Raw genomic sequence first — 14,359 nt, 5'->3', positions numbered from 1 at the left:
CGCCCACCTCGGGGCCGCCCCAGCCGTCATGTGCTCCCCCACCCAGCCGTGTCCCTGCCGGGAGAAGCCTACGCCCGGACGCACCGCCGGCTCCCGTCGATTCCCTGGCAGGGCCGGCGGAGCGGGTCCACCGCACGAAGGGCTGTCCCTCGCGGGCCGGGAACGGGAACCAGCCCTTGACCTCCGCCGTGGCCCACGCCTGTGACGCGGCACTGGGGACCGGTGGTCTCCGCGGCCGTGGGGGAGGGCCCCTCACCGCGTCGTGGTGGGGGGCCCGGCGCGCGTCGGCACGGGGACGGGTCAGACGCCCGCGATCGACTGGATCCAGGAGCGGTACGCCGTCACGTTGGTGTACGCCGTGGTCGTCTGGCGGTCGCTGGTGGAGGCGACGCCGACCTGGACGCCGTTCGCCATCATCGGGCCGCCGGAGTCGCCGCCGGCGGTGATGCCGTTGCCCCGGCGGGCGCAGATCGCGGAGCCGCCGTAGGCGTCCCCGCACGCACCGGTGACCGTGACGTTGGCGACCTTCAGGTAGCGGGACTGGCAGTTGGCCTCCGAGCCGCACTGCGAGGTGGCGCCCCAGCCGTACACCTGCACGCTCTGGCCGACCCTCACCGAGCCGGGCTGCCCGAGGGTGGCGTAGGTCGCCGACACGGAACGGTCGAGACGGACGAGCGCCAGGTCCGAGCTGTGGGTGTAGGTCTGGGCGCCGTTGGCCAGGGTGCCGCCGCTGTGCTGGTCCAGGCTGCCGATGCGGAACGACAGACCGCCGCCGGTGACGCAGTGCTTGGCGGTGAGGATCCAGGTCGGGGCGATGATCGTCGCCGAACAGGTCTCTCTGCCGTTGGAGAACAGCCGGGCGGCCCAGGGACCGCTGGTGGCCTGCCCGCCACCGATGATGGGCTGCGGAGCCTTGGGGATCGGGGGCGTCGACGCCGCGGTGGCGGTGGGGGCGAGAAGCGCGAGGACGGAGACCGCTGCTGCGGCGAGAGCGGGAACGAGCCTTGATATGCGCAAGGTTCCTCGATTCGGAAGGCACGTCCAGCGGACGTGTGTGTGGGGGCCGGCGGCCCGAAGGCCGCACCCATGACGAACTCCCATCCGGAAGACGGGAGTTCGTCATGGGCATGGACCAGAATTCCGGAGGAACGGCGAGGGGGGTACTAACGCTTGGGCATAACGCGGTGCTATAACCGGCCCTTGGCCGCGTGCGGGGCGTGAAGGCCGGTCGGGGCGGAGGGTCGGACCGCCGTCCTCACCCAGGGCCGGCGGCGAAGCCGCACCGCGTCGCACGCACCGGGCCCGGCCGGGACGCCGGGGGACCGGTACGGTCCGAATCGATGGCTCTGCTCGGTACCGCTGTCGACGCCCCATCAGGTAGGGCGCGCCCCGGCCTCGGCCCCCCCACGCACTGGCCGGTCGCACACAGCCGGGGAGGGGGGCAGGGCCCCGGCATGACCGTGGGCCCCCGGACGACGCGGGGGCCCACGGGGGAGAGGCCGGCTCAGGCGCGGCGGGACCGGACGACGAGGGCCGTGCCGCCGGCAACGGCGAGGGCCGCCGCACCGCCGAGGCCCGCGACCCGCTCGGTCGCACCGGTCCTGGCGAGGCGGGGCCGCGAGTCCTGCGCGGCCCGCAGGATCAGGTCGGTGACCTTATCCGGGTCGGTCTCCAGTACGGCGTGCGGGGCGTCGACCTCGACGGTGGTCGAGCCGGCCCGCTCGGCCATGAAGCGCAGGTTCTCGGTGCCGATGGTGCGGTCGTCGGTGGCGACGAGGTACCAGGACGGGATCGTCCTCCAGGCGACTGCCTCGGTCGGTTCGCTGCCCGTCAGGGCGGTCGGGGGCCGCTGCGAGGCGGCCAGTACGTCGGCCCGGCCCGCCGCGAGCCGGTCGCTCAGGAAGACGTCGCTGAACTTGTCCGGTTTGAGGCACAGATCGACGTCGGTGGGGCCGCCGCCGAGAGGGACGGAGTCCAGGATCCCGGGGTCCTTCGCCAGCAGGCTGCCGGGGCGCTTGGCGGTCAGTTGCAGGGTGGTCTCGCCCTTGTCCGGAGCGAACGCCGCGATGTAGACGAGGGACTTGACGTTCGGGTTGCCGGCCGCCGCGTTGGTGATGACGGCGCCGCCGTAGGAGTGGCCGACGAGGACGATGGGACCCTTGATCGTCTTCAGCCGGGCGGCGAGGTAGTCGGAGTCGCCGGAGAGGCTGCGCAGCGGGTTCGCGGTGGCGACCACCGGATACCCCCGGGCCTGGAGGCTCTGGACGACCTCGCTCCAGCTCGAGGTGTCCGCCCAGGCGCCGTGCACCAGCACGACGGTCGGCCTGGTGCCCTCGTGGGGTTCGGCACTGCCGCCGCTCTCGGATGCCAGGGACGGGCCGGCGGCCATCAGGGCCGCGGTGGGGAGAAGGACGGCCAGGGGGAGTGCCCGCCGGACGGCGGTACGCCGTATGTGCTCCATATCCACTCTTTCGCCGAGGGGAATGACTGCTGACGACACTGCATTCCGCCGATGGGTGCGGCACCGGGAGGGGGGCCGGGCGAGTGAAGATCCCGTCGCCGGGTGTGAGCGCCCCGGACACGCGGAGCGCTCCTGGCCGACGGGACGGACGGCGGTGCACGACCGGTCGGCGGCCGTGCACCCGCAACCGGCCCGGCGCCGCGCGGCCCGGTCGGGGCGAGGCACCCCGTGGCTCCTGCTTGGTGCCGTTCCCCGGTGCCGTCACCGCTCCTCGCCGTTCCTCGCCGTCGCCTCAGCGCCGCGGCCCGGTCCGGGCCGTGCCCTCCCCCGGGAGGGCACACGAGCACTCGGTTCGAGGCCGTGGTGGACCTCGACCGGTCCGTGGACCCGAGGGCGTGATCCTTGCGGGGACCGGTGGGCTCAGCAGGGCAATCCGCGCCCAACCGACACTCAATTGTCGAGCAATTACGAAAACAGCGCGATATCTTGCGTTCCCTTGTAGGGGGTGGTTGAGTGTGGGCCGCCCCACAACGCAGCAGCCGACCGGTGGAGGGGCGACCTCCACGTTCATGCCCGAAGGGGACCACCATGAGAAGTGCCCGGTTCCGCCGTACCCGCCGTACCAGCGCGCTCACCCTCGTCTCCGCCCTCACGCTGACCGCTCTCGCCGCCTGCGGTACGAGCAGCAGCGACGACGGCAGTGGTGGTTCCGGCGGCGGGTCCTCGGACCCGTCCGCCCCGCTGGACCCGAAGACCAAGGTGACGATCACCATCGACTGCATGCCTCCGGCGGCGAAGGCGGCCGAGCTGAAGGAGTGGAAGGAGGACGTCGCCGAGTTCAACAGGACCTACCCGAACGTCAGGATCGAGGGCCGCTCCACCCCCGGCCAGTGCCTGGAGCCGCCGCGCTTCACCGCGATGCTGAAGGCCAGGTCCCAGCCCGACGTCTTCTACACGTACTTCACCGATCTGCCGCAGGTGCTCGACCACGACGGCGCCGAGGACATCGCCCCCTACGTCAACGACAGGACCGTTCCGCTGCTGAAGGACATCGACCCCGACGTCCTCGGCTCGCTCAAGGAGGGAGACAAGCTCTACGGCCTGCCCACCAGCAACTACACGATGGGCCTGCTCATCAACCGCAAGCTGTTCGAGCGGGCCGGTCTCGACCCGGACAGCCCGCCGCGCACCTGGGAAGAGGTCCGGGCCGCGGCGAAGAGGATCGCCGCGCTCGGCGACGGCATCGCCGGCTTCGGCGAGTACAGCGCCGGCAACCAGGGCGGCTGGCACTTCACCGCCCAGGTGTACAGCGTCGGCGGTGCGATCGTGGACGCCGGCGGCAGGAAGGCCGCCTTCAACGACGAGTCGGGCAGGCGGATCGCCGAGAACCTCCACGCCATGCGCTGGGAGGACGACAGCATGGGCGAGACCCAGCTGCTGAAGTGGGGCGACCTCCAGAAGCAGATCGCCACCGACAAGCTCGGCATGTTCCTCGCCGCCCCCGACGACATCGCGTACATGGTCCAGCAACTCGGCGCGACGTACGAGAACTTCGGCATGGGGCCGATCCCCGGGCAGAAGAGCACCCTGGCCGGCGGCAACAACTACATGATCAAGAAGGGCATCTCGCCGGACAAGATCAAGGCCGCGATCGCCTGGCTGAACTTCAAGAACCTCACGGTCGGCAAAGGGCAGTTCGACTGGGCACGGGCCAAGGCCGACGGACTGCCGGTCGGCGTCCCGCAGCCCAACTTCTGGCTGAACGAGTCGAAGCGGAAGGACGACGCCGCCCGCGCGGAGCACGCCACCATGCCGGTCGAGAACTTCAAGACCTTCATGGACCACCCGGTGCCCGGCAAGGCCGAGCCGCCGAGGGCCCAGGAGATCTACAAGATCCTCGACACCGTGATGTCCGGCATCCTCACCAACGAGGACGCCGACGTCGACGAGCTCCTCGACACCGCCGAGGCGCAGGTCGACCAGGTCCTGGCCGGCCGGTGACCGGCCCGGGCGGGACGGCTCGTCCCCCGGACCGCTTCGCCCGGCAGCCCGGTCCGGCAGCGGATACGGCAGCCCCGTACCGAGGAGCGACGATGCCGGCCCCGAGTCCGGCCCCGGGCAGGGCGGTGCCTCCCCGACGCCCCCGGCCGCGCGGGACGGGTGCCGCACCCGCCGGCGGCCGGTTCTCCAAGAGCCTGCGGCGCAATCTGACGGCCCACGGATTCCTCGTCGGAGCCGTCCTCTGCTTCGCGGTGTTCTCCTGGTACCCGATGATCAGGGAGTTCTTCCTGGCCTTCCAGAGGACCGAGGGCGGCGAGGTCACCTGGGTCGGCCTGGACAACCTGACCACCGTCCTCAACGACCCGGCCTTCTGGCAGGCGTGGCGCAACACGCTCCTGTTCACCGTGCTCGCGCTGCTCCTCGGGTTCGCGGTTCCGTTCGTCGTGGCGGTCGTCATCAACGAGTTCCACCACGGACAGGGGTACCTCCGGCTGCTGGTCTACCTGCCGGTGATGCTGCCGCCGGTCGCCTCGGTCCTGCTCTTCAAGTACCTCTACGACCCGGGGTACGGGCTCCTCAACGAGCTGCTGGGCCTCCTCCACCTGCCCGGACAGCAGTGGCTCCAGGACCCCGACCTGTCGATGCTGTCCGTCGTCATCGCCTCGACCTGGATGAACATGGGCGGCGCCGCCCTCGTCTACCTCGCCGCGCTCCAGGGCATCCCCGGCGAGCTGTACGAGGCGGCCGAGCTCGACGGCGCCGGCCTGTTCCGCAAGATCTGGCACGTGACGATCCCGCAGACCCGGCTGATCCTGTCGCTGATGCTGCTCATGCAGGTCATCGCGACCATGCAGGTCTTCGTCGAGCCGTTCCTGCTCACCGGCGGCGCGGGACCCGAGGGGTCCACGACCACCGTCGTGCACCTCATCTACCAGTACGCCTTCAACTTCAACGACTACGGTGCCGCGGCGGCCCTCGGCCTGCTCCTGCTCGTACTCCTCGCCGGGTTCTCGGCGGCGTACGTCAGGCTCAGCCGCGCCGAGGACGAGTAGCCGGGGAGGCCCTCATGCCCACGCGTACGCTCATCTCACCGGCCCAGCTCGCCGAGCCCCGCGGCAAGGCCCTGTACTGGATCGTCTTCACCGTCGTCGTCGGCGGCTTCACCCTGGTCTTCCTCGGACCGCTGTACTGGCTGGTCTCCAGCGGCTTCAAGGACGCGCAGGAGGTCATCCGGACGCCGCCGACCCTGGTGCCCGAAACCTTCACGCCCGAGAACCACAGCCGGGCCTGGGAGGTCATGGACCTGTCCTCCCTGCTCTTCAACACCCTCTACTACGCCTTCGGCGCGCTCGCCTTCCAGCTCGTCCTCGACGTCGCCGCCGCCTACTCGCTGTCCAGGCTGCGCCCCGTCCTCGGCAAGGCCATCCTCGGCATGATGCTCGCCACGCTCATGATCCCGGCGACCGTCCTCGTCGTGCCCCAGTACCTGACGGTGCTGGACGTGCCGGTCGTCGAGCGGAACCTGCTGAACACCCCGTGGGTGATCTGGCTCCCGTCCGTCACCAACGCCTTCAACATCTTCCTGCTGAAGCGCTTCTTCGACTCCCTGCCGAAGGAACTGCTCGACGCCGCGGCCATGGACGGCGCGACACCGATGCGCGTCCTGTGGTCCATCGTCCTCCCGATCTCCCGGCCCGTCCTGGGAGTGGTGTCGATCTTCGCGGTCGTCGGGGTCTGGAAGGACTTCCTCTGGCCGATGCTCACCCTGCCCGACCCCGCGAAGCAGACCCTCAACGTCGGCATCTACTCGCTCTCCAACGGCGTCCCGGTGAACGTCCTGATCGCCGCCCTGACGATCGCCTCCCTGCCGACCCTGATCATCTTCCTGGTCTTCCAGCGCAACATCATGAGCGGCCTCACCGCCGGCGGCCTCAAGGGCTGACGCCCCCGCCCGGCCCGACGCCGCCCTCCCCGAAGCCTTCGCCGCCGTCCCGGCCCGTCGACGCCCCGCCACCGCGACGGCGGCGAAGAACCGCCCCGGCCCGAAAGGAACGCCCCGTGGCAGCCCCTCACTCGCCCCGCTCCGACGACTGGTGGCGCGACGCCGTCATCTACCAGGTGTATCCCCGCAGCTTCGCCGACGGCGACGGCGACGGCACCGGAGACCTCGCGGGTGTCCGGGCGAGACTGCCCCACCTCGCGGAACTCGGCGTCGACGCCGTCTGGTTCACGCCCTGGTACGCCTCCCCGATGGTCGACGGAGGCTACGACGTCGCCGACTACCGCGCCATCGACCCGGCGTTCGGCACCCTCGCCGAGGCCGAGAAACTCATCGCCGAAGCCCGGGAACTGGGCATCCGCACCCTCGTGGACATCGTGCCCAACCACGTCTCCGACCGGCACCCCTGGTTCCGGGCCGCTCTGGAGGCCGGGCCCGGCAGCCCGGAGCGGGAACGCTTCCACTTCCGTCCCGGCCGCGGTGAGCACGGCGAACTCCCGCCCAACGCGTGGCCGTCGCAGTTCTCCGGCACCACCTGGACCCGGGTGCCCGACGGCGAGTGGTACCTCCACCTCTTCACCCCGGAGCAGCCGGACCTGAACTGGGCCCACCCGGACGTCCGCCGGGAGCACGAGGACGTCCTGCGCTTCTGGTTCGACCGGGGCGTCGCCGGCGTACGCATCGACTCCGCCGCCCTGCTGGTGAAGGATCCCGCGCTCGCCGACTTCGAGGAGGGCGCGGACCCGCACCCGTACATCGACCGGGACGAGCTGCACGAGATCTACCGCTCCTGGCGGGCGGTCGCCGACGAGTACGGCGCCGTCTTCGTCGGCGAGGTCTGGCTGCCCGACGCCGAACGCTTCGCCCGCTACCTGCGCCCCGACGAACTGCACACCGCGTTCAACTTCAACTTCCTCACCTGCCCCTGGGAAGTCGGCCGGCTGCGCCGCACCATCGACGCCACCCTCGCCGAGCACGCCCCCGTCGGCGCCCCCGCCACCTGGGTGCTGTGCAACCACGACGTGACCCGCACCGTGACCCGCTACGGCCGCGCGGACACCGCCTTCGACTTCGCCGCCAAGCGCTTCGGCACCCCCACCGACCTGGACCTCGGCACCCGCCGCGCCCGCGCCGCCGCCCTGCTCACCCTCGCCCTGCCCGGCTCGGTGTACCTGTACCAGGGCGAGGAGCTGGGTCTGCCCGAGGCCGACATTCCGCCGGAGCGCATCCAGGACCCCATGCACTTCCGCTCCGGCGGCATCGATCCCGGCCGCGACGGCTGCCGGGTCCCGCTGCCCTGGGAGGCAGCGGCGCCGTGGTACGGCTTCGGCTCCGACGGCGAGCCCTGGCTTCCCCAGCCCGAGGACTGGGCACGCCACGCCGTCGACCGCCAGCGCACCGACCCGGGGTCGATGCTCACCCTCTACCGCGAGGCCCTGCGCCTGCGCCGGTCCGAGAAGGGTTTCGGCGACGGCCCCATGACCTGGCTCCCCGCCGAGGACGGCGTCCTCGCCTTCGCCCGCACCGACGGCCTGCGCTGCGTCGTCAACCTCTCCGACGGTCCGGCCGTCCTGCCGCCGTACGAGCGCCTGCTCCTCGCCAGCGGCCCGCTGCGCGCCGACGGAACGCTGCCGCGGGACACGGCCGTATGGCTGCGTGCCTGATCCGGACCGGTGACCGGCCCGGCCCGCAAGGGGCCGCAACGGACCCGCGCCACGACCGGGGCCGGAAAAACGGAGCGACCGCAATTCACTTGCGGTACTTGCGTTAGCCTTGCGTATATGACGCGACGACTTGCTCAGGTGGCGAAGAAAGTGGGGGTCAGCGAGGCGACGGTCAGCCGTGTCCTCAATGGCAAGCCCGGGGTGTCCGAGGCGACCCGGCAGTCCGTGCTCACGGCGCTGGACGTCCTCGGGTACGAACGGCCGACGCAGTTGCGCGGAGAGCGCGCCCGGCTCGTCGGCCTCGTGCTGCCGGAGTTGCAGAACCCGATCTTCCCCGCGTTCGCCGAGGTCATCGGGGGCGCGCTGGCGCAGCAGGGGCTCACGCCCGTGCTGTGCACCCAGACCAAGGGAGGTGTCTCCGAGGCCGACTACGTGGACCTGCTGCTCCAGCAGCAGGTCTCCGGCGTGGTCTTCGCCGGCGGCCTCTTCGCCCAGGCCGACGCGCCGCACGAGCACTATCACCGGCTGGCGGAGCGGAACATCCCGGTCGTCCTCGTCAACGCGTCGATCGAGGGCCTGGACTTCCCCTGCGTGGCCTGCGACGACGCCGTCGCCGTCGAACAGGCCTGGCGCCACCTCGTCTCGCTGGGGCACGAGAGGATCGGCCTGGTCCTCGGCCCCGACGACCATGTGCCGTCGCGCCGCAAACTGGAGGCCGCCCGGAGGGTGTCGAAGGCGGCGGGCGGGGAACTGGCCGACGAGTTCGTGGGGCGGTCGATCTTCTCGTTGGAGGGCGGACAGGCCACGGCGGCCCGGCTGCTGGAACGGGGCGTCACCGGCATCGTGTGCGGCAGCGACCCGCTCGCCCTCGGGGCCATCCGGGCCGCCCGCCGCCGGGGCCTGTCCGTCCCCGCGGACGTGTCGGTCATCGGCTTCGACGACTCGGCCTTCATGACCTGCACCGAACCGCCGCTGTCCACGGTGCGCCAGCCCATCGAGGCCATGGGCCGCGCGGCGGTCGATCTGCTGTGCGCCCAGATCCAGGGGACCCGGACCCATCCGGGCGAGCTGCTCTTCGAGCCCGAACTGGTCGTCCGCGGATCGACCGCCCCGCCGTCGGCCCGCCGGCCCGCTCCTTGATCCGCCTCTGATCCGCCTCTGATCCACTCTCCGCCGGTCGTCCGGCCCGGCGCACGGCACTTCCCCGACCGGACTCCCCTCCGTCCACCGGCACCGGTGTCACCGCCGCTCCCCGCGGCTCCGACACCGGTGCCGGTGGTTTTCCCCGGGGCGCCGCCCGCAGGGACCGGACGGAACCGTTGACAAAGCCGTCACCCGGTAGAAACCTGTGACCTCGACGGTGCAAATGATTTACAGGATCACTCAAGAAGTTGGCTTGCCGTCGCCGTTCCCTGTCGGAATCGTGCCGGGCTCCTGGCGCGTGACCCTGCCGTCCCTCTCCCCGGTCCCTCCCCGGCCCCTCGCACGCGCCATCGGTCCGCGGCCGGACCCGGGAAGCGGGGGACGGGCCGCGCCCCGCGTCCGGATCGTGGAGAGGCCACCATGAGACGCAAACATCCGAGCAGACGGCTGGTGATCAGCCTGCTGATGGCGGCACTGATTGCCACCGGACTGCTGCCCGCCCCCGCGCACGCCGCGGCGGAGTCCAACCTCGCTCTCGGCAGGGCGGCGACGGCCGGCGGAGCCCACGGGAGCCACCCGGCGCGCAACGTCACCGATGGGAGCCAGGCGTCGTACTGGGAGGGCCCGTCGGGCTCCTTCCCCCAGTGGGTGCAGGTCGACCTCGGCGCGAAGACCGCCGTCGACCGCGTCGTACTGAAACTGCCCACCGCCTGGGAGGCGCGCACCCAGGGCATCGGCGTCCTCGGCAGCACCGACGGAAGCTCCTTCACCGCCCTCGCCCCCGCGCGCTCCCGCTCGTTCGCCCCGTCCGCGGCGAACACCGTGAGCGTCGACCTGTCCTCCGTCGAGGCCCGGTACGTCCGGGTGCAGGTGACGTCCAACTCGGGCTGGAACGCGGCGCAGTTGTCCGAGCTGGAGATCTACGGCGAGGGCGGCGGGGACCCGGCCCAGGGGACGAACCTGGCGCGGGGCAAGCCGATCGAGGCGACGTCCACGACACAGAACTACGGGGCGACGAACGCCAACGACGACAGCCTCACCACCTACTGGGAGTCGGCGGGCTTCCCGTCGAGCCTCACGGTGAGGCTCGGCGCCGCCGCGGATATCGAGGCCGTGGTGGTCAAGCTGAACCCGGATCAGATATGGGGGCCGAGGACCCAGTCCCTCCAGGTCCTGGGCCGCGGGCAGGGGGACGTGGGATTCACCTCCCTGAAGGCACGCGCCGACTACGCCTTCAGCCCCTCGTCCGGGCAGAACTCCGTCGTCATCCCGGTGACCGGCCGCGTCGCCGACCTCCGGCTGACGTTCTTCTCCAACACCGGGGCCCCCGGCGGCCAGGTCGCCGAGCTCCAGGTCCTCGGCACGGCCGCACCCCACCCCGACCTCGTCGTCACCGACCTGACCTGGTCCCCGGCCGCCCCGTCCGAGAAGGACGAGGTGACGGTCGACGCCACCGTCCGCAACGCCGGTACCGCCGCCGCCCCCGCGACGACGATGAACGTCAGCGTCGAGGGCACCGTCGCGGGCTCCGCCCCGGTCGCCCCCCTGCCGGCCGGATCGTCCGCGACCGTCTCCGTCCCCGTCGGCAAGCGCCCGACGGGCTCCTACACCGTCTCCGCCGTCGCCGACCCGACGGACACCGTTCCCGAACTGGACGACAGCAACAACAGCCGGATCGCGGACCGGAAGCTGACCGTCACCCGGAGCCCGGGCCCGGACCTGCGGGTCACCGGCATCACCAGCAACCCGGCGTCGCCCCCGGTCGGCGCGTCCGTCTCCTTCACCGTGGCGGTGAACAACCGCGGCACCACCGCCGCCCCCGCCGGCACCGTCACCCGCCTCACCGTCGGCGACACCGTCCTCGAGGGCACGGCCGGATCCATCGCCGCGGGGGAGACGGCCACCGTCGCCGTCGCCGGCACCTGGAAGGCCACGAACGGCGGCGCCACCCTGACCGCCACGGCCGACGCCACCGACGTGGTCGACGAGACCGACGAGAACAACAACGTCTTCGCCCGCTCCCTCGTCGTCGGGCGCGGCGCGGCCCTGCCGTACACCGAGTACGAGGCCGAGGACGCCCGCTACGACGGAACGCTCCTCACCGCCGACCGCAGGCGCACGTTCGGCCACACCAACTTCGCCACCGAGTCCTCCGGCCGCCGGTCGGTGCGCCTGGACTCCACCGGCGACCACGTCGAGTTCACCTCCACCGGCGCCGCGAACTCCCTCGTGGTGCGCAACTCGATCCCCGACGCCCCGAACGGGGGCGGCCGGGAGGCCACCCTCAGCCTCTACGCCGACGGCCGGTTCGTGCGGAAGCTGACGCTCTCCTCCAAGCACGCCTGGCTCTACGGGAACACCGACAGTCCCGAGGGCCTGACCAACACCCCGGGCGGTGACGCGCGTCGGCTGTTCGACGAGTCCCACGCGCTGCTGACCCAGAGCTACCCGGCCGGCACGAAGTTCCGCCTCCAGCGGGATGCGGGCGACACAGCCGACTTCTACGTCATCGACCTCATCGACCTGGAGCAGGTCGCCCCGGCGGCCCCCAAGCCCGCGTCGTGCACGTCGATCACCGAGTACGGCGCCGTGCCCAACGACGGGATCGACGACACCGACGCCATCCAACGGGCGGTCACGGCCGACCAGAAGGGCGAGATCGAGTGCGTGTGGATCCCCCAGGGCCAGTGGCGCCAGGAGCAGAAGATCCTGACCGACGACCCGCTCGACCGCGGCAGCCACAACCAGGTCGGCATCCGCGACGTGACGATCCGCGGCGCCGGCATGTGGCACTCGCAGCTCTCCACCCTGACACCGCCGCACGAGGCGGGCGGCATCAACCACCCGCACGAGGGCAACTTCGGCTTCGACATCGACGACAACACCAGGATCTCGGACATCGCGATCTTCGGTTCCGGCACGATCCGGGGCGGAGACGGCAACGCGGAGGGCGGTGTCGGCCTCAACGGCCGGTTCGGCAAGAACACCAGGATCAGCAACGTGTGGATCGAGCACGCGAACGTCGGCGTCTGGGTCGGCCGCGACCACTCGAACATCCCCGAGCTGTGGAACCCCGGTGACGGCCTGGAGTTCACCGGGATGCGGATCCGCAACACCTACGCCGACGGCATCAACTTCGCCAACGGCACCCGCAACTCGACCGTCCACAACTCGTCCTTCCGCAACACCGGCGACGACGCGCTGGCGGTCTGGGCCAGCAAGTACGTCAAGGACACGTCGGTGGACATCGGCCACGACAACCACTTCCGCAACAACACCGTCCAACTGCCCTGGCGCGCCAACGGCATCGCGATCTACGGCGGTCACGGCAACACGATCGAGAACAACGTCGTCTCCGACACCATGAACTACCCGGGGATCATGCTCGCCACCGACCACGACCCGCTGCCCTTCTCCGGGCAGACCCTCATCGCCGACAACGAACTGCACCGCACGGGCGGCGCGTTCTGGAACGAGGCCCAGGAGTTCGGCGCCATCACGCTCTTCGCGCAGGGCCCGGACATCCCCGGCGTCACCATCCGGGACACCGAGATCCACGACTCGACCTACGACGGCATCCAGTTCAAGACGGGAGGCGGCGCGACGCCGGGCGTGAAGATCTCCGGCGTCCGCATCGACGGGTGCGTCAACGGCTCCGGCGTCCTCGCGATGGGCGGGGCGCGGGGCAGCGCCACCCTCACCGACGTGACGATCAGCGGTTGCGCGGAGGGCGACGTCGTCGTCGAACCCGGCTCGCAGTTCGTCGTCAACCGCACCTGACCTCCCCGGCACCGAGGCGGCGACCCGTTTCCCGGGCCGCCGCTCCGGCATCCCCCCCGAGCCGCGTTCCGCGCCCGCGCCACGCGCCCGCGTCCGACGAGGTCGCGGCGGAGAACCAGGGCGACACGGTGAGGATCCCGCCGTCGAATGTTTCGGAGGGTTCTCTCCACGCAGGTCCCCCCTGTGGATCATATTCCCTGACCTGCGGCTTCGAATTTGCTTCGACAGTTTCGTGCACACAGCCTTGTCAGGGACATGTGAGCCTTCTACAGTCCCCTCGAACCGGCTCATGGGAGCGCTCCCATCATCGGGGAGCGGAAGCGCTCCGCCGGCCGGCCCCCGCACCCTCTTGGAGAGGCCCCCCACATGCGACGGTTACCGCACCCGATCCGCGCCGTGCGCGGTCTGTTCGCCGCCCTGCTCACCGCTCTCGCCGTGATCGCGGCGCTGGTGACCGCGACGGCGCCGGCCCAGGCCGACACCACGATCTGCGAACCGTACGGAACCACCACCATCCAGGGGCGCTACGTCGTCCAGAACAACCGCTGGGGCTCCAGCTCCCCCCAGTGCGTCACCGCCACGGACACCGGCTTCCGCCTCACGCAGGCCGACGGCTCGGTGCCGACCAACGGCGCCCCGAAGTCGTACCCGTCGGTCTTCAACGGCTGCCACTACACCAACTGCTCGCCGGGGACCAAGCTCCCGGCGCGGATCAGCGGCATCTCGAGCGCACCCAGCAGCATCTCCTACGGCTATGTCGGCGGTGCCGTGTACAACGCCTCGTACGACATCTGGCTGGACCCGACGCCCCGGACCGACGGCGTGAACCGGACCGAGATCATGATCTGGTTCAACAAGGTGGGTCCGATCCAGCCGATCGGCTCCCAGGTCGGCACGGCCACCGTGGGCGGGCGCACCTGGCAGGTGTGGTCGGGCGGCAACGGCTCCAACGACGTGCTGTCCTTCGTCGCCCCCTCGGCGATCGAGAGCTGGAGCTTCGACGTCATGGACTTCGTCCGGGAGACCGTCGCACGCGGCATGGCGCGGAACGACTGGTACCTGACGAGTGTGCAGGCGGGCTTCGAGCCCTGGCAGAACGGTGCGGGGCTCGCGGTGAACTCCTTCTCCTCGACCGTCGACACCGGCGGCGGTACGCCGGGAGGCCCCGGCACCCCGGCGGCGTGCACGGTGTCGTACGCCACGAACGTCTGGCCGGGCGGCTTCACCGCGAACGTCACCGTGAGGAACACCGGATCGTCCGCCGTCGACGGCTGGAGGCTCGCCTTCGCCCTGCCCGCCGGGCAGCGCGTC

Annotated in this window: 9 protein-coding genes; 7 read left to right on the top strand and 2 right to left on the bottom strand. The window is 71.2% G+C overall.

Translation table 11 applies throughout. The features are described from left to right. Nucleotides 1-300: 300 nt before the first annotated feature. Both B7L92_RS02245 and B7L92_RS02240 read right to left on the bottom strand, forming a co-directional pair. Nucleotides 301-1,017: a S1 family peptidase gene (locus B7L92_RS02245; protein ID WP_081235823.1), complete on the bottom strand. Its 717-nt coding sequence runs from the start codon at nt 1,015-1,017 to the stop codon at nt 301-303. A gap of 487 nt (nt 1,018-1,504) precedes the next feature. Then, nucleotides 1,505-2,461 (bottom strand): alpha/beta fold hydrolase, encoded by a 957-nt coding sequence (locus B7L92_RS02240; protein ID WP_081235822.1) that lies wholly within the window; start codon nt 2,459-2,461, stop codon nt 1,505-1,507. Between the two features lie 588 nt (nt 2,462-3,049). Between B7L92_RS02240 and B7L92_RS02235 the strand changes: the two genes are divergently transcribed. From B7L92_RS02235 to B7L92_RS02205, 7 genes are all read left to right on the top strand, one after another. Then, the gene (locus tag B7L92_RS02235) at nt 3,050-4,462 is read left to right on the top strand and encodes an extracellular solute-binding protein (RefSeq protein ID WP_081235821.1); all 1,413 of its coding nucleotides are present in this window, start codon (nt 3,050-3,052) and stop codon (nt 4,460-4,462) included. A 92-nt stretch (nt 4,463-4,554) separates the two neighbouring features. Continuing rightward, nucleotides 4,555-5,514 carry a carbohydrate ABC transporter permease gene (locus B7L92_RS02230; RefSeq protein ID WP_081235820.1) on the top strand — a complete coding sequence of 320 codons (960 nt, stop codon included), beginning with the start codon at nt 4,555-4,557 and terminating at the stop codon, nt 5,512-5,514. Nucleotides 5,515-5,528: 14 nt separating this feature from the next. After that, nucleotides 5,529-6,404, top strand: a complete 876-nt coding sequence (locus B7L92_RS02225) for a carbohydrate ABC transporter permease (RefSeq protein ID WP_081235819.1) — start codon at nt 5,529-5,531, stop codon at nt 6,402-6,404. A 116-nt stretch (nt 6,405-6,520) separates the two neighbouring features. Beyond that, entirely contained in the window at nt 6,521-8,125 is a 1,605-nt protein-coding gene (locus B7L92_RS02220; RefSeq protein WP_081235818.1) for a glycoside hydrolase family 13 protein, read from the top strand. 117 nt (nt 8,126-8,242) lie between these two features. Beyond that, nucleotides 8,243-9,265 carry a LacI family DNA-binding transcriptional regulator gene (locus tag B7L92_RS02215; RefSeq protein WP_081235817.1) on the top strand — a complete coding sequence of 341 codons (1,023 nt, stop codon included), beginning with the start codon at nt 8,243-8,245 and terminating at the stop codon, nt 9,263-9,265. 423 nt (nt 9,266-9,688) lie between these two features. Then, the gene (locus B7L92_RS02210; RefSeq protein ID WP_081235816.1) at nt 9,689-13,048 is read left to right on the top strand and encodes a CARDB domain-containing protein; all 3,360 of its coding nucleotides are present in this window, start codon (nt 9,689-9,691) and stop codon (nt 13,046-13,048) included. A gap of 366 nt (nt 13,049-13,414) precedes the next feature. Continuing rightward, on the top strand, nt 13,415-14,359 hold a 945-nt coding region (locus B7L92_RS02205), incomplete at its 3' end, for a GH12 family glycosyl hydrolase domain-containing protein (protein ID WP_081235824.1).

The organism is Streptomyces viridosporus (genome assembly GCF_002078235.1).
GTDB classification, from domain to species: Bacteria; Actinomycetota; Actinomycetes; order Streptomycetales; family Streptomycetaceae; genus Streptomyces; species Streptomyces viridosporus.
Note: the sequence above shows the minus strand (reverse complement) of the source record. Positions and strands in the feature narration are given on the sequence as shown.

Coding starts and splice junctions, on each gene's coding strand:
- B7L92_RS02240 (WP_081235822.1), bottom strand. CDS start 2,461: ATGGAGCACATACGGCGTACCGCCGTCCGGCGGGCACTCCCCCTGGCC.
- B7L92_RS02230 (WP_081235820.1), top strand. CDS start 4,555: ATGCCGGCCCCGAGTCCGGCCCCGGGCAGGGCGGTGCCTCCCCGACGC.
- B7L92_RS02210 (WP_081235816.1), top strand. CDS start 9,689: ATGAGACGCAAACATCCGAGCAGACGGCTGGTGATCAGCCTGCTGATG.
- B7L92_RS02225 (WP_081235819.1), top strand. CDS start 5,529: ATGCCCACGCGTACGCTCATCTCACCGGCCCAGCTCGCCGAGCCCCGC.
- B7L92_RS02235 (WP_081235821.1), top strand. CDS start 3,050: ATGAGAAGTGCCCGGTTCCGCCGTACCCGCCGTACCAGCGCGCTCACC.
- B7L92_RS02215 (WP_081235817.1), top strand. CDS start 8,243: ATGACGCGACGACTTGCTCAGGTGGCGAAGAAAGTGGGGGTCAGCGAG.